Origin of the sequence: Photorhabdus sp. RM322S (assembly GCF_042879395.1) — a bacterium.
GTDB lineage: Bacteria > Pseudomonadota > Gammaproteobacteria > Enterobacterales > Enterobacteriaceae > Photorhabdus > Photorhabdus khanii.
Map to the genome: position 1 here is coordinate 32,177 of NZ_JBHFKW010000033.1, position 22,735 is coordinate 54,911.

General features: G+C 42.5%; 23 protein-coding genes. 5 read left to right on the forward strand and 18 right to left on the reverse strand.

Annotation, left to right across the window (positions count from 1 at the left end; translation table 11 throughout):
* Positions 1 to 73: 73 nt before the first annotated feature.
* From mnmE to rpmH, 5 genes are all read right to left on the reverse strand, one after another.
* On the reverse strand, positions 74 to 1,438 hold the full coding sequence (mnmE, locus tag ACGF63_RS17650; protein ID WP_036845354.1) for a tRNA uridine-5-carboxymethylaminomethyl(34) synthesis GTPase MnmE: 1,365 nt from the start codon (positions 1,436 to 1,438) through the stop codon (positions 74 to 76).
* Positions 1,439 to 1,537: 99 nt separating this feature from the next.
* A complete protein-coding gene (gene yidC / locus ACGF63_RS17655) occupies positions 1,538 to 3,178 on the reverse strand; it encodes a membrane protein insertase YidC (RefSeq protein ID WP_036845353.1) in 1,641 nt (546 codons plus the stop codon).
* A 2-nt stretch (positions 3,179 to 3,180) separates the two neighbouring features.
* Complete coding sequence (gene yidD, locus ACGF63_RS17660; RefSeq protein WP_036845351.1) at positions 3,181 to 3,441, reverse strand: membrane protein insertion efficiency factor YidD; 261 nt, start codon at positions 3,439 to 3,441, stop codon at positions 3,181 to 3,183.
* The gene (gene rnpA, locus ACGF63_RS17665) at positions 3,405 to 3,764 is read right to left on the reverse strand and encodes a ribonuclease P protein component (RefSeq protein WP_071992963.1); all 360 of its coding nucleotides are present in this window, start codon (positions 3,762 to 3,764) and stop codon (positions 3,405 to 3,407) included. Before rnpA ends, yidD begins: the two co-directional genes overlap by 37 nt.
* 16 nt (positions 3,765 to 3,780) lie before the next feature.
* Positions 3,781 to 3,921 (reverse strand): 50S ribosomal protein L34, encoded by a 141-nt coding sequence (gene rpmH, locus ACGF63_RS17670; RefSeq protein WP_036845347.1) that lies wholly within the window; start codon positions 3,919 to 3,921, stop codon positions 3,781 to 3,783.
* 692 nt (positions 3,922 to 4,613) lie between these two features.
* On the opposite strand from rpmH, the gene dnaA reads away from it, so the two are divergent.
* The 5 genes from dnaA to ACGF63_RS17695 all read left to right on the forward strand — a co-directional run bounded on the left by dnaA (position 4,614) and on the right by ACGF63_RS17695 (position 11,272).
* A complete protein-coding gene (gene dnaA / locus ACGF63_RS17675; RefSeq protein WP_036845344.1) occupies positions 4,614 to 6,002 on the forward strand; it encodes a chromosomal replication initiator protein DnaA in 1,389 nt (462 codons plus the stop codon).
* Between the two features lie 4 nt (positions 6,003 to 6,006).
* Positions 6,007 to 7,107: a DNA polymerase III subunit beta gene (gene dnaN, locus ACGF63_RS17680; protein ID WP_152964063.1), complete on the forward strand. Its 1,101-nt coding sequence runs from the start codon at positions 6,007 to 6,009 to the stop codon at positions 7,105 to 7,107.
* 21 nt (positions 7,108 to 7,128) lie between these two features.
* Complete coding sequence (gene recF, locus ACGF63_RS17685; protein WP_152964064.1) at positions 7,129 to 8,220, forward strand: DNA replication/repair protein RecF; 1,092 nt, start codon at positions 7,129 to 7,131, stop codon at positions 8,218 to 8,220.
* 19 nt (positions 8,221 to 8,239) lie between these two features.
* Entirely contained in the window at positions 8,240 to 10,654 is a 2,415-nt protein-coding gene (gene gyrB / locus ACGF63_RS17690; protein ID WP_152964065.1) for a DNA topoisomerase (ATP-hydrolyzing) subunit B, read from the forward strand.
* 138 nt (positions 10,655 to 10,792) lie between these two features.
* A complete protein-coding gene (locus ACGF63_RS17695) occupies positions 10,793 to 11,272 on the forward strand; it encodes an Hcp family type VI secretion system effector (protein WP_132353413.1) in 480 nt (159 codons plus the stop codon).
* Between the two features lie 218 nt (positions 11,273 to 11,490).
* Here ACGF63_RS17695 and ACGF63_RS17700 read toward each other — a convergent pair whose 3' ends face one another.
* The 13 genes from ACGF63_RS17700 to ACGF63_RS17760 form a co-directional block, all read right to left on the reverse strand.
* Positions 11,491 to 11,805 (reverse strand): hypothetical protein, encoded by a 315-nt coding sequence (locus ACGF63_RS17700; protein WP_152964066.1) that lies wholly within the window; start codon positions 11,803 to 11,805, stop codon positions 11,491 to 11,493.
* Positions 11,806 to 12,044: 239 nt separating this feature from the next.
* Positions 12,045 to 12,356, reverse strand: a complete 312-nt coding sequence (locus ACGF63_RS17705) for a hypothetical protein (protein ID WP_152964067.1) — start codon at positions 12,354 to 12,356, stop codon at positions 12,045 to 12,047.
* Positions 12,357 to 12,701: 345 nt separating this feature from the next.
* The gene (locus ACGF63_RS17710) at positions 12,702 to 13,460 is read right to left on the reverse strand and encodes a DUF4225 domain-containing protein (protein ID WP_239002586.1); all 759 of its coding nucleotides are present in this window, start codon (positions 13,458 to 13,460) and stop codon (positions 12,702 to 12,704) included.
* A gap of 175 nt (positions 13,461 to 13,635) precedes the next feature.
* A complete protein-coding gene (gene asd / locus ACGF63_RS17715; protein ID WP_387632409.1) occupies positions 13,636 to 14,742 on the reverse strand; it encodes an aspartate-semialdehyde dehydrogenase in 1,107 nt (368 codons plus the stop codon).
* Positions 14,743 to 15,019: 277 nt separating this feature from the next.
* Positions 15,020 to 15,241, reverse strand: coding sequence for an ogr/Delta-like zinc finger family protein (locus ACGF63_RS17720; protein WP_387632411.1), 222 nt, complete (start codon positions 15,239 to 15,241; stop codon positions 15,020 to 15,022).
* Positions 15,242 to 15,313: 72 nt separating this feature from the next.
* Positions 15,314 to 16,537, reverse strand: a complete 1,224-nt coding sequence (locus tag ACGF63_RS17725; RefSeq protein ID WP_387632414.1) for a phage late control D family protein — start codon at positions 16,535 to 16,537, stop codon at positions 15,314 to 15,316.
* A gap of 1 nt (position 16,538) precedes the next feature.
* Positions 16,539 to 17,024 carry a phage tail protein gene (locus ACGF63_RS17730; RefSeq protein ID WP_387632416.1) on the reverse strand — a complete coding sequence of 162 codons (486 nt, stop codon included), beginning with the start codon at positions 17,022 to 17,024 and terminating at the stop codon, positions 16,539 to 16,541.
* 1 nt (position 17,025) lies between these two features.
* Entirely contained in the window at positions 17,026 to 19,869 is a 2,844-nt protein-coding gene (locus ACGF63_RS17735; protein WP_387632419.1) for a phage tail tape measure protein, read from the reverse strand.
* Positions 19,862 to 19,981: a GpE family phage tail protein gene (locus ACGF63_RS17740; RefSeq protein ID WP_200875311.1), complete on the reverse strand. Its 120-nt coding sequence runs from the start codon at positions 19,979 to 19,981 to the stop codon at positions 19,862 to 19,864. Before ACGF63_RS17740 ends, ACGF63_RS17735 begins: the two co-directional genes overlap by 8 nt.
* A gap of 14 nt (positions 19,982 to 19,995) precedes the next feature.
* Positions 19,996 to 20,313, reverse strand: coding sequence for a phage tail assembly protein (locus tag ACGF63_RS17745; protein ID WP_387632422.1), 318 nt, complete (start codon positions 20,311 to 20,313; stop codon positions 19,996 to 19,998).
* Positions 20,314 to 20,396: 83 nt separating this feature from the next.
* Positions 20,397 to 20,912, reverse strand: coding sequence for a phage major tail tube protein (locus ACGF63_RS17750; RefSeq protein ID WP_387632425.1), 516 nt, complete (start codon positions 20,910 to 20,912; stop codon positions 20,397 to 20,399).
* A gap of 10 nt (positions 20,913 to 20,922) precedes the next feature.
* Positions 20,923 to 22,095 (reverse strand): phage tail sheath protein, encoded by a 1,173-nt coding sequence (locus ACGF63_RS17755; RefSeq protein WP_387632427.1) that lies wholly within the window; start codon positions 22,093 to 22,095, stop codon positions 20,923 to 20,925.
* Between the two features lie 99 nt (positions 22,096 to 22,194).
* A partial coding sequence (locus ACGF63_RS17760; protein ID WP_387632429.1) for a recombinase family protein occupies positions 22,195 to 22,735 on the reverse strand: 541 nt, incomplete at its 5' end.

The following is a 22,735-nucleotide window of genomic DNA, read 5'->3' on the forward strand; positions in this document are numbered from 1 at the left end:
AACCTCATTGTCACACGCTATAGCAGGTAAATCAAATTTTACACGCTAAAACCGTTAAACTAATTTTACCCATTCACTTCCCAATACAAAAACTCGAAAAAATCCTGCCCAACAGATCATCAGAAGTAAACTCACCGGTGATCTCGCTCAATGCCTGTTGTGCCAAACGTAGCTCTTCCGCCAGCAATTCACCTGAGCGAACAACCACAAGCTGTTCATGGCCTTGTTGCAGATGCTCTGCCGCCGTATTTAATGCCTGTAAATGGCGACGGCGAGCCAAAAAGCCACCTTCCGTATTGCTGTTGAAACCCATCGTTTCTTTCAGATGATCGCGCAGTAAATCTATTCCTTCACCACTACGGGCAGAAAGACGGATTAGTGAGTAACCACTTACTTTAGTAATATCCACCTTTTCATCGGTCATATCCGTTTTATTACGAACGACGGTGATAGGAAGTGATTCAGGCAGACGAGCCATAAATTCAGGCCAGATTTCCACCGGTTCAACCGCATCGGTTGTCGTACTGTCCACCATAAACAGTACGCGATCAGCCTGTTCAATTTCCTGCCATGCCCGCTCAATACCAATACGTTCCACTTCGTCACTGGCTTCACGCAGCCCCGCAGTATCAATGATATGTAACGGCATACCGTCAATATGGATATGTTCACGCAGCACATCGCGGGTTGTACCTGCAATATCTGTCACAATTGCCGCTTCACGGCCTGCCAGAGCATTAAGTAGACTGGATTTCCCCGCATTAGGACGACCAGCGATAACCACTTTCATCCCTTCACGCAAAAGGCTACCCTGACGAGCCTGAGAACGTACACGCTCAAGTTCAACCATCACTTTATCCAGATTGGCTTCGATTTTTCCATCAGAAAGAAAGTCGATCTCTTCATCTGGAAAATCAATAGCGGCTTCCACATAGATTCGCAAGTGAGTAAGTGCTTCCACCATCTGATGAATCTGAGCAGAAAAGGCACCCTGTAAGGAATTCATCGCTGAACGGGCAGCCTGCTCCGAACTGGCATCAATCAGGTCAGCAATGGCCTCCGCCTGAGCCAAATCCAGTTTGTCATTAAGAAAAGCACGTTCAGAAAATTCACCAGGATTAGCGATTCTCACACCAGGCAAAGTCAGAATACGTTTCAGCAGTAAATCGAGAATAACCGGTCCACCATGCCCTTGAAGCTCCAGTACATCTTCCCCAGTAAAGGAATTGGGACCAGGAAAATAAAGAGCAATCCCCTGATCAAGCACACTGCCATCTGCATCACGAAATGGCAGATAATCTGCATAACGGGGTTTGGGTATTTTCCCTAATACCACCTCAGCCACTTGTACTGCCTTCTGGCCGGAAACGCGTAAAATGCCAACACCGCCCCGTCCTGGTGGGGTAGCCTGAGCGACAATCGTATCAGTGGTATTCATGGTTATCTCTCTTTTACTTTTTAGCTCAAATAGTTAAGGCGGCCAATGACCGCCTTTTCTGTTATAACTACCAGAACGCGTTCTGACTGAAGCTATATTTTATTTCGCCGGCTTTTTCTCACGGCTATGCAGACCACGTTTTTCCAGCCCACGATAAATCAACTGCTGCTGAATAATGGTCACCAGGTTGCTGACGATGTAGTACAGAACCAGACCTGACGGGAACCACAGGAAGAATATGGTAAACATGACAGGCATGTAAGTCATAATCTTCTGCTGCATCGGATCAGTGATGGTCGTCGGAGACATTTTCTGAATGACGAACATCGTCACACCCATCAGCAATGGCAGGATGTAATAAGGATCTTGTGCAGACAAATCATTGATCCAGCCAGCAAATGGCGCATGACGCAATTCAACAGAGCCCATCAGCATGTAATACAGAGCAAGGAAGATTGGCATCTGGATCAGCAAAGGCAAACAACCCCCCAATGGGTTCACTTTCTCTGCTTTATACAACGCCATCATTTCCTGGCTCATGCGCTGTTTATCATCACCAATACGCTCACGCATAGCCGCTAATTTAGGCTGCAACAGGCGCATTTTCGCCATTGAAGTGTATTGCGCTTTGGTCAGCGGGTACATGATACCACGCACGATAAAGGTAATAACGATAATGGAGAAGCCCCAGTTACCGATGAAACCATGCAGGAATTTCAACAGCTTAAATAACGGCTGAGAAATAAACCACAACCAGCCATAGTCCACGGACAGATCCAGATGAGGAGCTACTGCGGCCATTTCATCTTGAATTTCCGGGCCAATCCACAGCGTAGAAGAGATCGTTTTTTCACTGTTAGCCGCAACAGAGATTGGCGCACTTTTATAACCAATCGCAGCCATCTCTTTACCTAACGCGGCAGTATAGAAGGTGCTGGTTTCATTCGCAGCGGGAACCCAAGCCGTAGCAAAATATTGCTGCAACATGGCAATCCAACCACCTTTGGTAGCGACGGATAACGGTTCACTTTCAATATCGCTAAAGCTGTATTTTTTATATTTAGTTTCGTCTGAAGAGTAAGCCGCACCACGGTAAGTATGCAATGCAAAGTTATTGCTGCCGGTATCACGATGTTTCGGCAATTCAACACTCTGTTTCAGTTGACCAAAAAAGGTCATCTGCAACGGGTTTTCTGTCGTGTTATGAATGCGGTAATCCACACTAATCGCGTATGCACCACGTTTCAAAACAAACGTTTTGACATAAGCAACACCATCTTTAGCGACGAAATTCATTGGGATTCGTAATTCATCCTGCCCATCAGCCAATACATAGCTATCCTGTGCTGCGGTATACAGCGGGCGCTCACTATTTGTCGGGTTATCCGGGCCATCTTTACCAGTCAACCCACTTTGCGCCTGATAAGTGAAAGCAGATGTTGTTTCCAGTAATTTGAATGGGTTGCTTGAACCCAGGGTATCAGGATGGGCTAACAGGTCAGCCTCTTCAATATCACCGCCACGAGTATTGATGGTCAAAGAGAGCACATCAGTTTTAACCGTGATCAGTTTACCTTTTCCACTGCCTGGCACTGCCTGATTCTCACTGCTAGGCATATCCGTTTGTTGCGTGGCCTGTACTGTAGTTGGTTGCGGATTTTTATCTGCTTCCCATGCTTGCCAGACCAAGAAAGAAACGAACAGCAAAGCGATGAGAAGAAGATTACGTTGCGAATCCATCGTTAGTGTTCTCTGTTATCGTTGTTTTTTTCAGGTGGGACAGGATCATCACCACCTTCGTGTAAAGGGTGGCATTTTAATATGCGTTTCACCGTTAACCAACCGCCTTTTATCATCCCAAACCTGCGTAGCGCCTCAATTCCATAGTGAGAGCACGTAGGATTGAAACGACAACGAGGCCCCAGCAGTGGACTTATCACTAACTGGTATCCCCGGATTAATGCAATCAGGAAGCGCGAGCCAAGCGACAGTGACGACGCCATAATTTACCCAAAGCTTCCGTTAACGCACGGTTATCAAGCTCAGCAACCCCTTTCTTAACCAATACCACAAAATCCATAGGAGGCAAATTATGTTGGTTCAAACGAAAACTTTCACGGGCCAACCGCTTAATCCGGTTACGCTCATGAGCACGTTTAACATTTTTTTTGGCTATAGTAAGACCGATGCGGGGATGCCCCAGCTCATTAAGGCGACCAAGGATAGTAATCTCTGGCGAACTTGCCCGTTGGGGTTGCTGGAAAACATACGTGAAATGCTTGGGAGTTAACAAGCGTAACTCCCTCGGAAAAGCGAGCGTAACCACTAGATGGTTAGCTTTATTACTTAGAAACGGTCAGACGAGCACGGCCTTTTGCACGACGGCGAGCCAGAACCTGACGACCATTTTTGGTGGCCATACGAGTGCGGAAGCCGTGAGAACGGTTACGCTTCAGTACGGACGGTTGGAAAGTGCGTTTCATAGCGATTTCTACCTAACTTAAAATTATTACTGATTCAGTAAACGCGTTGGCAACCAGTGAGAAGTAGACACCGATGCCTCAATCGCAACATCAATATAAAGAAGCGGGATTGTAATAAAATGTACAGCTATGAGTCAATTGACATGACACAAGCCGGCCGGCTTTTCTACTGAGTTGAATGTTTACCAACAACCTGCCCGTGCTTACACCAGAACCCCTCACCAGCGACTACTGGCAAAAAACTCTGGCATTGCACGCAGGGTGCAATATTATACGGACTGTTGAGCAAAGCGCAATGATCACCCGTTGATCTTCGTTTTCTATTATGATCATAGGCCCGATTTTGTCTTAAATATCGGCTTATCCTCGATCTTTGTTTGATATATGCCATAACCACATTAAAGCACCTTTTACAGCCTTTTATTTCACAGGCAATTTTAACCTGTGGATAAAAAGCGCTTAAACTGTGTAAAAGAATGAAGATCTATATCGTCTTTTGCGCTATGATCGCAAGTCATGATCTGGATCTCATCTGCGGATCATGGGTGAGCGATGACATCAAAAATCGCCATAAACATGACAATTGATCCTTCCTTGTCCTGAGGGAATCGTTGTTTTGTACCCAATATTAATGAGCTAACCACTCCGATTTCTTTATATTGTTAATTGGCCTTGTTTTAGGGGAGTCCGCCGTGTCACTTTCGCTTTGGCAGCAATGTCTTGCCCGATTGCAGGATGAATTACCTGCCACAGAATTCAGTATGTGGATACGCCCCCTTCAGGCAGAGCTAAGTGGTAACACTCTGGCACTTTATGCCCCAAATCGGTTTGTTCTGGATTGGGTAAGAGAAAAGTATATCAACAATATCAATGGGTTGTTGAATGACTTTTGTGGGGCAGAAGTACCGTTATTACGTTTCGAAGTTGGCAATAAACCCGTTTCCCAAAACGACAGCCCACCACAGAGGGTTGTTGCTCATACACCGGTTACACCTGCACCACAGAACGCATCAGTACGTCCCAGTTGGGATAACACTGCGGTACAACCAGAGCTGTCTTATCGCTCTAATGTTAATCCCAAACATACTTTTGATAACTTTGTTGAAGGTAAATCCAACCAGCTTGCCCGCGCTGCCGCAAGACAGGTAGCCGATAACCCGGGTGGTGCCTACAATCCACTATTCCTTTATGGCGGTACAGGTTTGGGTAAAACCCACTTATTACATGCCGTAGGTAACAGTATTATGGCACGTAAGGCAAACGCCAAGGTGGTTTATATGCATTCTGAACGTTTTGTTCAGGATATGGTCAAAGCATTACAAAACAATGCAATAGAAGAGTTCAAACGCTATTACCGCTCTGTCGATGCATTACTGATCGATGATATTCAGTTTTTTGCCAATAAAGAGCGTTCTCAGGAAGAATTCTTTCATACGTTCAACGCATTACTGGAAGGTAATCAACAGATTATTCTGACATCAGATCGCTATCCAAAAGAGATCAATGGGGTAGAAGATCGGTTAAAATCCCGTTTTGGCTGGGGGCTAACCGTTGCTATTGAACCACCGGAACTGGAGACTCGTGTCGCTATTTTGATGAAAAAAGCGGACGAAAACGAAATCCAGCTGCCGGGAGAAGTCGCTTTCTTTATAGCCAAACGCCTGCGTTCTAATGTCCGCGAGCTTGAAGGCGCATTGAACAGGGTAATAGCGAATGCCAATTTTACCGGCCGGGCGATTACTATTGATTTTGTACGTGAAGCATTACGTGACTTGTTAGCACTGCAAGAAAAACTGGTTACCATTGATAATATTCAGAAAACAGTCGCTGAGTATTATAAAATCAAGGTGGCCGATTTACTTTCCAAACGGCGCTCCCGTTCCGTTGCCCGACCAAGGCAAATGGCAATGGCGCTGGCAAAAGAGTTAACCAATCACAGCTTGCCTGAAATCGGGGATGCCTTTGGTGGACGTGACCATACAACCGTGCTGCACGCTTGTCGTAAAATCGAGCAACTGCGCGAAGAAAGTCATGACATCAAAGAGGATTTTTCTAACTTAATCAGAACATTGTCTTCCTAGCGCTATGAAATTTATCATCGAACGTGAGCAATTGTTAAAACCACTGCAACAAGTCAGTAGCCCACTGGGTGGGCGCCCTACTCTACCGATTCTGGGTAATTTATTACTACAGGTCACGGAAGGTTCTCTATTGCTGACCGGCACAGATTTAGAAATGGAAATGATGGCGCGTGTCGCGCTTTCATTGCCACATGAAGAAGGTGCAACCACTGTACCAGCACGTAAATTCTTTGATATCTGGCGCGGTTTGCCGGATGGAGCTGAAATCAGTGTGGAACTGGATGGAGACCGCCTGCTGGTACGCTCCGGCCGTAGCCGTTTTTCGCTTTCTACATTGCCCGCTGCTGATTTTCCAAATCTTGATGACTGGCAAAGTGAAGTGGAATTTTCGCTGCCACAAGCCACACTAAAACGTCTTATTGAATCGACGCAATTCTCAATGGCTCATCAGGATGTCCGCTATTACCTCAACGGTATGTTGTTTGAAACCGAAGGCGAAGAATTGCGGACAGTGGCAACGGATGGTCACCGTCTGGCAGTCTGCTCTATGGGAATTGGTCAAAATCTGCCTTCCCATTCGGTGATCGTGCCACGTAAAGGCGTTATCGAACTGATGAGATTGCTGGATGGTGGCGATACGCCGTTACAGTTACAAATCGGCAGTAACAATATTCGTGCCCACGTTGGCGACTTTATTTTCACCTCTAAACTGGTAGATGGGCGCTTCCCTGATTATCGCCGCGTATTACCGAAGAACCCAGATAAAACCCTGGAAGCCAGTTGCGATATGTTGAAACAGGCTTTTTCACGCGCGGCAATTCTCTCTAATGAGAAATTCCGCGGAGTTCGCCTCTATTTTAGTGAGAACCAGCTAAAAATCACAGCAAATAACCCCGAACAGGAAGAAGCCGAAGAGATTGTTGATGTCAGCTATCAAGGTACTGAAATGGAAATAGGCTTTAATGTCAGTTATGTTTTGGACGTACTCAACACATTAAGATGTGAAGAGGTTCGTTTACTGCTGACCGACGCTATTTCCAGTGTTCAGATAGAAGACTGTGCCAGCCACAATGCGGCTTATGTCGTGATGCCAATGCGCCTGTAACAGGATTTACATTTCAGGTATATGACTCTTACGCGTTTACTTATCCGCGATTTTCGTAATATCGCCGCCGCAGATTTGCCTCTGGCTACCGGATTTAATTTTCTGGTTGGCTCTAATGGCAGCGGCAAAACCAGTATACTGGAAGCGATTTATACTCTGGGTCACGGGCGCTCTTTTCGCAGCATTCAGGCTGGGCGAGTCATCCGTCATGACTGTGATGAATTTGTTTTACATGGACGACTAGGACAACGGAAGAATGAGCGAGAACTGTCTATCGGTTTGAGCAAAAACCGTCATGGCGATAGCAGAGTCAGAATTGATGGCAATGATGGCGGTAAAATTTCAGAACTAGCCAAGATGTTGCCTATACAGCTTATTACCCCGGAAGGATTCACCCTGTTAAATGGCGGGCCAAAGTATCGCCGGGCCTTTATTGATTGGGGTTGTTTCCACAATGAGCCACGTTTTTTTTCTGCATGGGTAAACTTGAAACGGCTGCTTAAACAACGCAATGCAGCACTGCGACAAGTTACCCGCTACAGCCAGATACGGCCCTGGGATCAAGAATTGGCACCCCTGACCAACCAGATAAACCAGTGGCGAGCTGAATACGTTACAAACATCACTCAAGATATTGCTGATACCTGTAAACAGTTCTTACCCGAATTTATATTGAGTTTCTCTTTCCAACAGGGATGGGACAAAGAGAGTGATTACGCTGAATTGCTGGAACGCCAGTTTGAGCGTGACAGAGCATTAACCTACACGGCTTCCGGCCCGCATAAGGCAGATCTGCGCATCCGTGCAGAAGGAACGCCAGTAGAAGATATGCTATCCCGCGGTCAATTAAAATTGCTGATGTGTGCACTGCGGCTAGCACAGGGTGAATATTTCACCCGACAGAGCGGACAACAATGTCTGTATCTGCTTGATGATTTTGCCTCCGAACTGGATGCCGGCCGCCGTCAGTTATTGGCCGAACGTCTAAAATCCACGCAAGCTCAGGTCTTTGTCAGTGCAATAAGTCCTGGTCAGGTCACAGATATGCTTGATGGAAATAGCAGGATGTTTCGCGTGGAAAATGGCAAAATAGAGGTTCAACCACAGGATTAAAAATGAGCGAGAAACGTTGATGTCGAATACATATGACTCCTCAAGTATCAAGGTATTAAAAGGGCTGGATGCGGTTCGTAAACGTCCGGGCATGTATATCGGTGATACAGACGATGGTACCGGCTTACACCACATGGTCTTCGAGGTTGTCGACAACGCTATCGACGAAGCCCTCGCAGGCCACTGTAGTGAAGTTATCGTCACTATCCATGCCGATAACTCTGTCTCTGTACAGGATGATGGTCGCGGTATTCCTACCGGTATACACGAAGAAGAAGGTGTTTCAGCAGCTGAAGTTATTATGACTGTGCTGCATGCGGGGGGTAAATTCGACGATAACTCTTATAAAGTTTCCGGCGGTTTGCACGGCGTAGGGGTTTCTGTTGTTAACGCCTTGTCTGAAAAGCTGGAACTGGTTATCCGCCGTGACGGCAAAGTTCATGAACAGACTTATCACCTTGGTGTGCCACAAAGCCCACTAAAAGTCGTTGGTGAAACCGAACAGACCGGTACCCGTGTCCGCTTTTGGCCGAGCATGGATACTTTCAGTAACAACACTGAATTCCAGCACGACATTCTGGCTAAACGTCTGCGTGAGCTGTCCTTTCTGAACTCAGGTGTATCTATCCGCCTGCTTGATAAACGCACCAATATTGAAGACCATTTCCATTATAAAGGTGGTATTAAGGCGTTTGTTGAATTCTTAAATAAAAACAAAACACCAATCCATCCCAATGTTTTCTATTTCTCTACAGAAAAAGATAGCATCGGTGTTGAAGTCGCATTGCAATGGAACGATGGTTTCCAGGAAAATATTTACTGCTTTACCAACAACATCCCGCAACGTGATGGTGGTACTCACTTAGTTGGTTTCCGTACTGCGATGACCCGTACTCTCAATAGCTATATGGACAAAGAAGGGTACAACAAGAAATCTAAAGTCAGCGCCACCGGTGATGATGCCCGTGAAGGCTTGGTCGCAGTTATTTCCGTTAAAGTACCTGATCCAAAATTCTCTTCTCAGACCAAAGACAAACTGGTTTCTTCCGAGGTGAAAACGGCGGTTGAAACACTGATGAACGAGAAGCTGGTGGAATACCTGCTGGAAAACCCGAATGACGCTAAAACCGTCGTCGGTAAAATTATCGACGCCGCCCGCGCCCGTGAAGCAGCCCGTAAAGCACGCGAAATGACACGCCGCAAAGGGGCTCTTGATCTAGCTGGTCTGCCCGGCAAACTAGCAGATTGTCAGGAGCGTGATCCGGCACTGTCCGAACTCTACTTAGTGGAAGGGGACTCTGCGGGAGGTTCCGCAAAACAGGGGCGTAATCGTAAAAATCAGGCAATTTTGCCATTGAAAGGTAAAATCCTGAACGTTGAAAAAGCGCGTTTCGACAAAATGCTCTCTTCTCAGGAAGTCGCAACCCTGATCACTGCGCTGGGCTGCGGTATTGGCCGTGACGAATACAACCCGGACAAGCTGCGTTATCACAGTATTATCATCATGACAGATGCGGACGTCGATGGTTCTCATATCCGTACTCTGTTGCTGACTTTCTTCTATCGTCAAATGCCAGAAATCATTGAACGTGGTCATGTATTTATTGCGCAACCACCACTGTATAAAGTGAAAAAAGGCAAACAAGAACAATACATTAAAGATGATGAAGCAATGGATGAGTACCAACTGTCCATTGCATTGGATGGAGCATCACTTTACACCAACAAACACGCACCCGCCCTGAAAGGGGAACCACTGGAAAAACTGGTGACAGAATTCAATAGCGTGCAGAAAATCATTAAACGTATGGAGCGCCTGTATCCACTAAGTCTGTTGAACAATCTGATTTATCATCCAAAGCTAACTGAAGAAGAGCTGTTTGATAAAACCAAAGTTGAAGAATGGATTAAAACGCTGGTTACTCGTCTGAATGACCGTGAACAACACAGCAGCAGCTACAGCTATCGCCTCCATGAAAACCGTGAGCGCCAAATGTATGAACCCGTTCTGTGTGTTCGTACACATGGTGTTGATACTGACTATCTACTAGACTTCGATTTTGTCCACGGTGGTGAATATCACCGTATTACCCAATTGAGCGACAAACTTGCCAATTTGATCGAAGAAGACGCTTATATTGAGCGTGGTGAACGCCGCCAACCTGTCTCTGATTTTGAGCAGGCTCTGAACTGGCTAACCAAAGAATCACGTCGTGGCCTGTCCATACAGCGTTACAAAGGCCTGGGAGAAATGAACCCTGAGCAGTTATGGGAAACAACCATGAACCCAGAAACCCGCCGTATGATGCGTGTGACAGTAAAAGATGCTATTGCAACTGATCAACTGTTCACAACCCTGATGGGTGATGCTGTTGAACCTCGCCGTGCATTTATTGAAGAGAACGCCCTGAAAGCGGCCAATATTGATATCTAATTGCTATTCTTAACAATCTCCAAAGCGCTCATATTTATTCTCTATGAGCGCTTTTTTATCTGTTATTTATAACCAATAAAGTGTAATTTATCTAATGTTTCTGTAAAACATCACTTAAATATAATCTAAGGATATAATATGGCTGACATGATTTACATGACGATAAAGGGAAAGAAACAAGGATTAATATCAGCGGGATGTTCTTCTGTTGATTCTATTGGTAATAAATATCAAGCAAACCACTTTGATCAAATATTAGTTTATAGCTTAAGCCACGCGATAACACGAGCTCAAAACGTCGAACATCAACCCATTGTTATTCAAAAACCTATCGACAAATCATCACCATTACTTGGTGTTGCTATTTCTGATAATGAGTCTCTTGAATGCTCTATTGATTTTTACCGAACTAACTCAAATGGTGCTCAAGAACGTTATTACAATATAAAAATCACTGGTGCCACAATCACTGAAATAAGTGTGTTACATCCACACTCATTGAATCATAATGAGCTTCCACCACAGGAAAGTATTTCGTTAAAATATACAAACATTACCTGGAATCACCTTATCGCAGGTACTGGCGGTTATAGTATTTGGGATGATAGGATTTATTAAAAGAGCAAAACAAGGCGTTTTAACTTCACGCCTTGTTTCATTAACGAACTTTTTTTGGTAGGACCAAAGCATATAAAACAGAGAATATCATACTTCCTATTTTAATCAACAAATACTCAACAAGCATATTATGATTTTTTCAGTAATTAGATAGTTATTATAAACTTATCCTATCCATTAACAAATTCATTTCATAAGCATCTAATCTAAAACTAATTTCAATATTTTCTTGGTAACATGCAAGCATATAAAATAGAAAACATCACACTACCTACTCTAATTACCTCACTATTTAAATTAATAAACATTGATATAATCTCATCATAACCACCATATTTAACAATAAACAATTGAATTGAACCCAATATTACTATAACAAAAAAACCAAGAATAGAGAGAATATAACTTCTTCTTTTCTCTATAGTAATTTTCATGGAAAAAAGAAAAAATAACAGCGTTAATGATAAAAGATAGTACAGAAAAATATCCTGCCAAGTAGATTGAGTGGAAATTGTAACATCGATATAATTCATTATTGTTACCATTATCAAGTCAGTATAACTATTTGAATTTTATTGAAAAAAATAATTATAATTAAAATAGAAATTACAGGCTCATTACAGCCTCTAACAACCCATGACTCATATTATTTATATCTTTCTATCATTTTATTATAATCCAAAGAGTAACACCATCAGCCACCATTTCTGTGCTTAATATTAAAAAGATCTTTCCTTTATATAGGATAAAATAGCCATTTATAAAACAAAAGTTATTTAGAGTATTTCCTTGGCATCAAAAAAGCATATAATATTGAAAATATAATACCCCCAAACTTTATACTTTCACTTTTAAAGTTAATAAAATAAGGTATATCGTATTCATATCCTGTTAAAATTAGCTGAATGCTAGATAATATAAGAACAAAAATAACACCAAAAACAATAAAAATATTATTACTACTTTCTTCTACAATTCTTTTTATAATAAACAAAATAAATAACATAATAATAGAAAAAAAATAATAATACAATATGTCTAACCATGATGATTTAGTTGAAATAATAATGTCAGTATAATCCATTATTCTTTTTCACCAGTAATTTATCGTCAACATTTAAACTTCCTTGGGAACATTATCATGATTAAAATTGAAAATATCACCGCACTTACTCTTATTACCTCATTATTTAAATTTAAAAATCTAAATGGTGGAATCAAGGAATAACTAAATTTAGATATAATTAGTTGATCTGTGCAAAAAGAAAATAAAAACAAAATATTAATTATAAATAGAAAAATACTCTTTTTACTTTCTGTGTATTTTTTAAGAAACAAAAAAAACATAGAAAAAATCATTATAAATAAAAAATATATTAAAAAATCCATATCAGACGATTGAGTAGATATAATTATCTCCTGGCTCATATTATTTCTCTTCTTCTGTTATCTTATAAACACTCCAAAGAGTAACACCATCAACCGCCATTTCCATACTTAAGCTTAAAGAATTCATTTCTTTCCATCCTCTGGTAAAATCGCTATTAATATTTCTAAATAAACTCCAAGATTTCTCTCTTGGCTTCAAAACTTTTCTAAAAATCCCATAACCTGAAAGTGCTAAATCAACAGTTGCATAAGTAATATCTGCATCTTTATCACTTAAACCTATTTTGTTAGCAATATATCTGTATCCTTCTCTGACACCACCATTAATATTTTCTCTGTACAGTAGATAATATCCATTTTCAACAACATTATTGTACCCATGAGCCATTAATGGAGCACCGAATGAAGCACATGCTAACCCCAAAGAAGCCTTACAGACTGTGTAACCCGCAAGAATCTGAGTACCACCACCAACAAATCCGATCTGTTTTAATATAAGATTAGCATAACTTGATTTCTCTTTTTCCCTTTCAATTATTGCATATTGCTTTACTCTATTTGCTGTTAAATAGAAAGCTTGCTCTTTCAGGTGATCTATTTCAAATTGGATTAATTCAATTGCACCACTTGAAGATAAACAATGAACACGAACCCGTCCCAATATATCCTCTATAAAAAGATTTACATCTGAATTAAAATCCATTTTGATTTTACTATGACTGATATAGCGAAAAGATAACGTTCTTGCCAGCTCTCTTAATTCTCTTACTTTTAAACTCAGTAGCTTATCTTGTTCCATCCCCGTCATCTCCATAAAAATGATTTACTAGGTAGATACAAATCATAAATATAATTTATGGAATATAACAAAAATAAACCAATAAAGAAACAATCAACAGAACCATCAAATGCCATATAGAGAAATCCACCCAAATAACGAGTGGATTTTCACATAAATAAATAGATTAAAATGATTAAGCCAGGATACGCAGCATACGACGCAGAGGCTCTGCTGCTCCCCACAACAATTGGTCACCTACCGTAAAAGCAGATAAATATTCCGGGCCCATATTCAGCTTGCGTAAGCGCCCCACAGGAGTATTCAACGTGCCTGTTACCGCTGCCGGGGTCAATTCCCGCATACTCAGCTCACGATCATTTGGGATCACTCTTACCCAATCATTATGCGCAGCCAGTAATTGCTCAATTTCAGGAATCGGAATATCTTTTTTCAATTTCAGAGTAAATGCTTGGCTGTGGCAACGTAAAGCTCCGATACGGACACACAAACCATCTACAGTAATGATATTATTACCAGTATTCAGGATTTTGTTGGTTTCTGCTTGACCTTTCCACTCTTCACGACTTTGGCCGTTATCAAGTTGTTTATCAATCCACGGGATCAAACTACCTGCCAGTGGTACGCCAAATTGATCTGTTGGTAAAGAACCGCTACGGGTGAAATCTGTTACCTTTCTTTCAATATCCAGGATAGCAGATGCCGGTTCTTGCAGCTCTTTTGCTACCTGAATGTGCAAAGATCCCATCTGAACCAGTAATTCGCGCATATGACGGGCACCGGCACCAGAAGCTGCCTGATAAGTCGCAACAGAAGCCCATTCAACCAAATCATTAGCAAACAAACCGCCCAAAGACATCAGCATTAAACTAACAGTACAATTACCACCAACAAAAGTTTTTATACCTTTATTAAGACCTTCCTGAATATGAGCATAATTGACCGGATCAAGAATAATGATGGAATCATCATTCATACGCAGCGCTGATGACGCATCAATCCAATATCCCTGCCAACCCGTTGCTCTTAACTTTGGATAAACCTCATTGGTATAATCGCCACCCTGGCAACTAATAATAATGTCCAGAACACTAAGCGCCTCAATATCGAAAGCATTCTGTAAGGTACCCTGTTGACCTGTAAAATCAGGCGCAGTCTGCCCATGTTGTGATGTCGTGAAGAATGTAGGATGAATAATATCAAAATCCCGTTCTTCAATCATACGCTGCATTAATACTGAGCCGACCATACCACGCCAGCCGATAAAACCCACATTTTTCATCGTTATTGTCCTGTCTTGGGGAGTGTCAATCAGAGATTATAATTACACTAAAGCTGACAAAATATGACCGGGGACGCAAGTGAATTTCTTAATTATTTATAGGATATTTAGCAACATAGTTAAGTCAAATAGATGTAGAGGCAAACTTGGAACTTCATCTTCTCACACTATCTGTACCTATCAGTTCTGTAAGCGGTTCAAGTTGTTGTACATGACTGGCACACCATAAAAAAGCCACCTTTCGGTGGCAAAGTGTTTACAAGTTAGCTTTTAATCTTCAAATCAAGCTCAGCTGGCTTTTAGGTTTTTCTTTAGGATGCGGCTTCACACTTGCCACTTCACTCGGCTTAGAAATAAAACGCACAAATGTTTCATGACTGACGAATGTTGCACCACAATTGATATTTTGACATTGGTTGTAACGTTCTTTTGTCTGGCAGGAATGTTCAAAGCTGCTGCGAGCATGGGCTGCTTTACCACAGAGAGGACATTTGATCATATTCTTTACCCTTATTTAATACACCATCTCATTACGTGAACATTATAACATATGATCCCATATAGAGAACATTTATTTCATATCGAGATCATTAACTTTTACTTCTAACTCTAGCGCTGTCGTAAAACCTCCTTGATTTATCATGTGAGTAGCTCTTGTTATAGTCCACTCTGCTGCATCTATTTCTGGTTTAAAACCAATAACTTTCACTGGCGTTTCAGGGTAGAGATCGGCACGTCCCAGAGCTAGTTGAATAGAAAATGACGCCACTCCCCGTTGCATTTTTTTCCAAGTAGCTTCGGCAGCACGTACAGCGCTGGCTTTATCCGGATATATATGAGAAAGCACTAGCTGGTTATCTTCACTACCTATCAAATAGGTCGTTTCCTTATTCATACTCTCCGATCGAGTGAATTCCATTGAAGCTGTCTGTTCTCTCTCCCACTGGATTTTTCCTTTACTCTCACTTTTTGATTCAGTATATTTCATAGAGGTTTCCTGTTTTACCTCCCTCTTTTCTTCCAAATTGCTTTCTTCTTTATGCTCTTTTCCTGAGCTGACAGAGGTCGTCTGTTTTTCCTTTGGATTGCGCGTATCCTGCCACTGTGCTGTTACTCCGGTATAGGCTTGGCGATCAGATAAAGTGAATCTATGGTTATCTCCAGACTGGCGATTTACCACTATGATAGGGATATCTTTACCACTGGCCGTTTTGTTCTGCCCTTGCCGAATAAAGATCAATTCACCATTTTTTATCGAAGCTGCAATCCCTTCCCTCTTTGCTAGCCGGGTAAGGAAGCTGCAATCAGATTCATTTGTCTGATCGATATGAATAATGATGTTCTCAATATCTTTACCTATTAAAGCTGTCAGGTTATTTCTGGCGGCAATTGTACGAACAATCTCACCAATCTTTTTGTTATGGAAAGACTCTTCACGTTTCGTGTTGGTGATCCCACGGAAATCGGCACTGCGCGCACGGATAGTCAACCTATCAGGCGCTCCACTGTGTTCAATTTCATCGACAATAAATTTACCTTTAGGAGTTAATGGATGCCCATGCCACCCCAATTCCAGCGAAAGGATATTTCCCCTAGAAGGCAGTTGTAATATATTGTTTGCATCATCCAGCTCGATATCGAGCTGGTCAGCCTCCAAACCTCGGTTATCCGTCATTGTCAGCGACATCAAGCGTGATTGAATACGCTCACTGATATCCTTGTTATCAATTTCCAGAAGAAATGCCGGAGCACTATCTTTTCCTGTCACTATATCGAGTTTAGGTATCCAATCCATTTTATGAGAACACCCCTGTGACTTTATCTACCAGTTTATCTTTGACACTAGGAAGTTTATCTTTAATATCAGAAAGTTGATTCCGCAAGTCGCCAAACATCTCAAACAGAGATTCATCTACTCGCCGTAATGTCAGGGTAAAATCTATTTTGCGGGCAGCCCCATCTGAAAAAAATTCAGTTTTTGTTTCATCAATACTTTCAATGACAAACATGCCGTAAATCGCGCCATTGCCACCAATGAAAGACCAAGCTTTACCACTGTCAGCCATAAGTTTGAGAACCAGCAATGATAAAGCTCCACCGGTAAGCTCGGGATGTAATGTCCCAGAAAGCGTAATAGTGTCATTCTCTGGCCCCAAAAATTGCCAGGCAGGCCGTATTCCAACTCGGCTGTTAAAAGCATGTCGCCACGACTGCTTATGTTGAAAATTTTGATATGGTGTAGTTTTCAGCATAAAAACAAATAAACCCAATGCAGCCATCATATTAAAAATCCTCCCTGTCAGAGAATGAACTACGTAAACGAGCCTGTTGCATACTCTCCCGCTGCTCAAGCTCATGTCTGACCATACGGGCAATATCCTGTGCAGATTGTCCCGGTGAACCATAAACATAAATGTGATATTGCGGTGCTTCGCGGTGTTGCTGCGGCTGACTTCTTTCCGCTCTTTCCTGAATTTCAGGATAGGCATGAACCGGCAAGCTCTGGAAATGCATCGGAGTCGTTTGAGCCGCAGCCATAAATGGCATCATTGCCCCCACTGACAACCCTAAAGCAGCATATGCAGCTGTTTTTCTCCGACTGGTAACATTCATAGGACCTCTTATAATTTCAGGGCCATATTCGCCAACAATACCAAACCGTCCAGCAGGAACAATGCCGCCTTTATCGTGAGCAGTAGCAGCAATTACTGTAGCAGCATCAGAATTAGTACTATTAGTGACTTCCTGTGATGCTTTTACCGTAACTTCAGCTTTGGAATCTCCTTTCCACCACGACTTAAACCAGTCAGTAATGGAAGAAAATTTATCTTTTACTAATTCATATTTTTCTTTAATTCCTTTTAAAAGTCCGTCAATAATTGCAGTTCCAAATTTCTGGAATTTCTCTGGCATACCGTGCATGGTATTGATAATCTCATCCCAGTTCCGGTAAATAATTCCTATTAAGCTGTAATTCATGAAATAGCTTTTAATATTTTCCAAGGCACTACTGAATATATTTTTAATACCTTCCCAAAGCTGGGTGAATTTCGGCCCCAATGACTCCCAGTTATACCAAATATAAACAGCTGCCATTGCAATCAAACTAATAACGGCAAGGATTGGATTTGCCATCATTAAACGGCCAACAAGCATCATGGTATTACTCAACATATTGAAAGTATTAATTAAAAGACCAAAAGCTTGTACACCTATGTTCGCCAGTATTCTCCAGGCATTACCTATTGACCCAACAATCCTTGAGGTTATACTTCCCAGCGAACTAAAGACACTTCCTAAACCAGCTCCAACACTTCTCAGTTTGGTGAAACTAGGTATTACCGTTACTACCATTGACAATAATGAACCAATTCCTTGTAGTAATGTGCCGAATACGACCAAAATCCCACCCACAGCCATTGTGACAGTTGCAAAAGTAGAGACCAGCTGCGGATTGGCTTCCATCCACGCCCCAATTTTGTCAACAACTACCGTTATTTTCTGTGTGACACTCCTCAAGGGTCCATCTACACCAGAAAAAATTTGAATACCCAAATCATGCCAAGCGGCATTAAGTTTTTGAATATCACCTTCGAGGTTATTTGTTATTTCAGATGCTGCTTTTTGCGCTGTTCCATTAACTTGCGGACTTTTCAGCTTACCAACCTCAGCCTGTAATCCTCCCGCCCCGGCTTGGCTAGTCAACACGTCTAAAGCAGGCGCTGCATCGTCACCACCAATTGCATTAAGATAACTATCACGTTGAACTTGATTCAAAGAACGGGTTTTATTATCCAACTCAGCCAAGATATCAGGTAATTCCCGTAGGTTACCTTTAGCATCACGCGTTTTGATATTAAGCTGTTCCAACGCCTCAGCTGCAATTTTTGGAGGATTTGCCAATCGCTCTAAAATATTTTCCAGAGCACCACCAGCAGCTACCCCATTGATATTGGCATATGACAGTTTTCCGGTAGCAGCAGCAACAGTTTCAAAATCAATCCCTAGTGATGCCGCTTTCGGGCCAACATATTGCATGGCATCACCCAGCGCCGCCAATGTGGTTCTGGAACCAATTAGAGTGGCTGCCATCACGTCGTTGACATGACTCATATCTTTAGACTGTAACTTAAAACTAGCCAATGCACTCACACCAATCTCAGCAGTAGCAGCCAAATCCATACCACTGACCTGAGATATTGCTATCGTGCCAGGCATCATATTTTTTATCTGTTCTGGCATATAACTTGCTGATGCGTATGCAAGGTGCCCCTGTGCAACTTGGCTAGCTGAAAGTCCACTGCTTTTACTCTCTTCACGAATCTGTTTACGTTGCATTACGTATTCAGGAGAGTTTTTTCCAACGTTAGTGAGCACCTGAAGTCTGGACATTAATGGTTCTAATTCATAACCCGGCATTACTATATTTTTGCCGGTTTCCAGCATCTTAAACCCGGTTGATTTTGCTTTTTCACCAGTGTCCGTAATACGCTCGCCAAACGCTCGGATCCTGCCAAGACGACCATTCTGTCTACTCTCTTTGTCTTGATTATCAGTAGATCCGGCTCCCTGTGCATGATTCGAGACAGACTGAAGTTTATCAACGGACTTATTTAACGATTTGATATCGTCACGAATCCGCGTAGTTTCCTGTGCATATTTTACAATCGGTTTAAGATCATTAACCGACTGATTTAACAACTTAAATTCGTTAATAATTAGCCAAATTAAATTTCGGTTGTCTTTATTCCCTTTATCTCTATTATGGGAACTCACAATTTCCTGTGTATTGTTCTGAATAAACTGAAATTTACTAACTGACTTATTAACTAACCTGAAATCATTGTGGATCCGCACAGTCTCCTTCGTATTGTTCTGGATAGACAGAGATTTATTGACTGACTGATTAAACAATTTGAGAGAAGTGCGCATTTGCGCAGTTTCCTGCGCATATTTTACAATAGGCTTGATACCATTAACGGACTGATTTAACAGCTTGAATTCATCTCGGATTTTCCAAACCGAATCCACCAGTTTTCTATTGTCTCGCTGAACAGATTTAAAGGAGTGGGTCAGCTTACCAACAGCGCTTGTAACTGTTTTTAACTGTGATTGTATATTACTCATTTTCTGCACCACTTCGTAAAATAGCCCGATATCGCCAATCCAATAACTCGGGCAGTGACATTTCGTCGGTCACAACCGGAGACCAGTGAAAAACGGTGGCAATATCTGCCACCAGTTCATCTACTGTTAGTCGTTCTGGGAACCGGACTTGACCGACTTCGGCAACAAAAAATTGACCACCTCCACACTGAGATTAATCAGATCACCAGGTGACATTGTCAGCAAGTCGCTTTTTGTTAGCGCTGGTGTGGTGATGCGTGGTAAAACCAGCACCATGGAATCCACATCCATCTCCAATAGAGCCTGTAACCGTGCACCACGCAGTGCGCCGCTATTAGGTTTACGCACTACAACTTCCGTGATATCACTATTGCCACGCACCAGTGGCTCTTCTAATACAATTGTCTTCTGATCGTCGTTTTGAGTAATAAGTGTTTCTGTCATGGTTCAACCTTGTTTATCCAATTAAGAACCTATCCCATCAGGCGTTGATATAGGTAAATAGCCTGATGAGATTAGGGTATAAATTAAAGACCGATAGCGCGGCGATGTTGCGCCAGACGATCTACTCCGCCGACTTTTTCAACCATATTGATGGTGTCGATTTCGATCAGAACTTCACCATCCCATGTCAGTTTGAAATAGGTGTTTTTAGCAGTGATCTTAGTCTGGGTGTTATCCCCTTGCTTATAAGTACCGTGGTCAAATTCTTGGAAGCGACCACGCATCACAACCTCAACAGCAACCACATCACCGGTATCATCGCGCTGGCAAGAACCTGCGAAACGCAACATAACGCCATCCGCTTTTGCTATACCCCATTGCTTATAGAGCTGGGATTCCATGCCACCCAAAGTGAATTCTGCATCCAACGCGCCTTCATCCAGACCTAAATCTATAGCGACGCTGCCGCTCATACCGCCACCACGATAGGCTTCCAGTTTTCGGCTTAATTTAGGCAGAGTAAGTTCTTCTACAACGCCTTGGTAGTTGTTGCCGTCATTAAACAGGTTTAGGTATTTAAGTTTGCGAGGTAATGCCATCAGTGCCCCCTTAGCTATTGATGCTTTTTGCGAAATCCATCAGGTAACTATCTGTAATGCGCTGGCGTAACATCATGTTTTCCAGTGGCGGTACAGGTGTGTAATCGTAATCAATGGTCAGTTTTCCCGCTTTCAGCGTGTCTTTATCATTGGCTTTTTCGTCATACCAGCAATGACCGTCAATGATGTAGCCACCGGATTTCAGCTCACGGAATTTTGCGTTAATACCTTCGACAATGTCCCGAACCAGAGAAGGAGTTAGTGGCTTATCGATTGCCCACATATGTGCTTCAGCCATGGTATCGGCCAATACCTGTGCAGTACGGGTATAGCTTTCGAACTGGAACAGAGGATCATCAGCGCAAGTACGGGAACCCCAGAAGCGGAAGCCGTTTTTACGGATAAGAGTAGTGATACCATTCTGGTTCAACAGATCTGCATCGGTTGCGGTGTCCTGCAAATCCCAGAATACATCTGCGGAAAGGCCGGTTACACCATTGACGCCAACGTTGGACAGGGTTTTGTGCCAACCGGTTTCTTCATCAATTTTAGCGCGTAGACCCAGAGCACGAGCGGTAGCGTAAGCAATAGCTTCGCTGTTAGAAACCGTGTTCCAACTCAGGAAATCAGGCCAAATCAACATCAGTTCACGCTGACTGAAATTTTCACGGTATTTGATAACTTCCGCGATAGTCTTACAACCATAAGCGCTGGCATAAGCCATTGCCTTCAGTTTCTGTGCAATACTTGCCAGTTCAGAGGCCACAGCCTTTGAATCCAAGCCAGGAACACCCAGAATACGAGGTTTTACACCTAATTGACTTTGAGCTGCCAATAGTGCCTGCATACCGGTTTTTCTGCCTTCACCAGTGACAGAACCAATGATGTTGGTGACAGTTTCCTCTTCCGTTTCACCTTGTGCCACACGGACAACAACAGTGACGGGTTGGGATTGGTCTGCAATAGCTTTGAGAGCTTGGTACAACGTTCCGGTTTTACCAGCCTTACCACTTGCGCTCAATACATCGGTAATCAAGACCGGAGTATTTAACGGAAAAGTTTTCGCGTCTGCATCAGGAGCAGTACACACCATACCGACAATAGCAGTGCTAACTGTCGCAATAGTGCGAGTACCTTCGTTAATTTCCTGTACACGGACGCCGTGATGATATTCTTGTGCCATATTAGCGGTTCTCCTGTTAAGGTGTACCGCTATGTTGAAGTATCTGGTTTACTAAATCACTCAATGGGAAATGTGTGGAAGATGATACAAATTAGGTAGTTAATCTATTGGTTTTTCTAAATACCTAACTGGTAAATATTTATAGATAGTGGAGAGAGAAACACCATAAATCAGCGACAGCTTCTTCCGACTATGACCACTGGCTAGCAGTCTTTTTGCCTGTTGCCGCTCGGATAACGTCATTGATACTGGCCTGCCCCCAACTCTTCCCTGAGCACGAGCAGCTATCAACCCAGCATTCGTCCTTTCAACGATCAATTCACGTTCCATTTCCGCCAATGCACTCATGACATGGAAAAAAAACCTTCCCATAGCGGTACTGGTATCAATGCTATCAGTCAAACTCTGGAAATGAATGCCTCGTTCACTTAAATCAGAAATCAAAGCGACCAAATTTTTTACGCTACGTCCCAGTCGATCCAGCTTCCAAACAACTAATGTATCGTCTTTTTTAAGTAACTTTAAAGCCCGTTTCAAACCTGGTCTATTGGCTGTTTTACCACTAATTTTATCTTCAAAAATCTGTTCACAATTTATACTTAATAATGCATTTCGCTGTAAATCACTGTTCTGATCGTTT

Coding starts and splice junctions, on each gene's coding strand:
- yidC (WP_036845353.1), bottom strand. CDS start 3,178: ATGGATTCGCAACGTAATCTTCTTCTCATCGCTTTGCTGTTCGTTTCT.
- recF (WP_152964064.1), top strand. CDS start 7,129: ATGACTCTTACGCGTTTACTTATCCGCGATTTTCGTAATATCGCCGCC.
- ACGF63_RS17705 (WP_152964067.1), bottom strand. CDS start 12,356: ATGGATTATACTGACATTATTATTTCAACTAAATCATCATGGTTAGAC.
- ACGF63_RS17735 (WP_387632419.1), bottom strand. CDS start 19,869: ATGAGTAATATACAATCACAGTTAAAAACAGTTACAAGCGCTGTTGGT.
- gyrB (WP_152964065.1), top strand. CDS start 8,240: ATGTCGAATACATATGACTCCTCAAGTATCAAGGTATTAAAAGGGCTG.
- ACGF63_RS17720 (WP_387632411.1), bottom strand. CDS start 15,241: ATGATCAAATGTCCTCTCTGTGGTAAAGCAGCCCATGCTCGCAGCAGC.
- ACGF63_RS17725 (WP_387632414.1), bottom strand. CDS start 16,537: ATGGATTGGATACCTAAACTCGATATAGTGACAGGAAAAGATAGTGCT.
- ACGF63_RS17710 (WP_239002586.1), bottom strand. CDS start 13,460: ATGGAACAAGATAAGCTACTGAGTTTAAAAGTAAGAGAATTAAGAGAG.
- asd (WP_387632409.1), bottom strand. CDS start 14,742: ATGAAAAATGTGGGTTTTATCGGCTGGCGTGGTATGGTCGGCTCAGTA.
- rpmH (WP_036845347.1), bottom strand. CDS start 3,921: ATGAAACGCACTTTCCAACCGTCCGTACTGAAGCGTAACCGTTCTCAC.
- ACGF63_RS17700 (WP_152964066.1), bottom strand. CDS start 11,805: ATGAATTATATCGATGTTACAATTTCCACTCAATCTACTTGGCAGGAT.
- ACGF63_RS17750 (WP_387632425.1), bottom strand. CDS start 20,912: ATGGCATTACCTCGCAAACTTAAATACCTAAACCTGTTTAATGACGGC.
- ACGF63_RS17730 (WP_387632416.1), bottom strand. CDS start 17,024: ATGATGGCTGCATTGGGTTTATTTGTTTTTATGCTGAAAACTACACCA.
- mnmE (WP_036845354.1), bottom strand. CDS start 1,438: ATGAATACCACTGATACGATTGTCGCTCAGGCTACCCCACCAGGACGG.
- dnaN (WP_152964063.1), top strand. CDS start 6,007: ATGAAATTTATCATCGAACGTGAGCAATTGTTAAAACCACTGCAACAA.
- ACGF63_RS17695 (WP_132353413.1), top strand. CDS start 10,793: ATGGCTGACATGATTTACATGACGATAAAGGGAAAGAAACAAGGATTA.
- yidD (WP_036845351.1), bottom strand. CDS start 3,441: ATGGCGTCGTCACTGTCGCTTGGCTCGCGCTTCCTGATTGCATTAATC.
- ACGF63_RS17755 (WP_387632427.1), bottom strand. CDS start 22,095: ATGGCACAAGAATATCATCACGGCGTCCGTGTACAGGAAATTAACGAA.
- ACGF63_RS17745 (WP_387632422.1), bottom strand. CDS start 20,313: ATGACAGAAACACTTATTACTCAAAACGACGATCAGAAGACAATTGTA.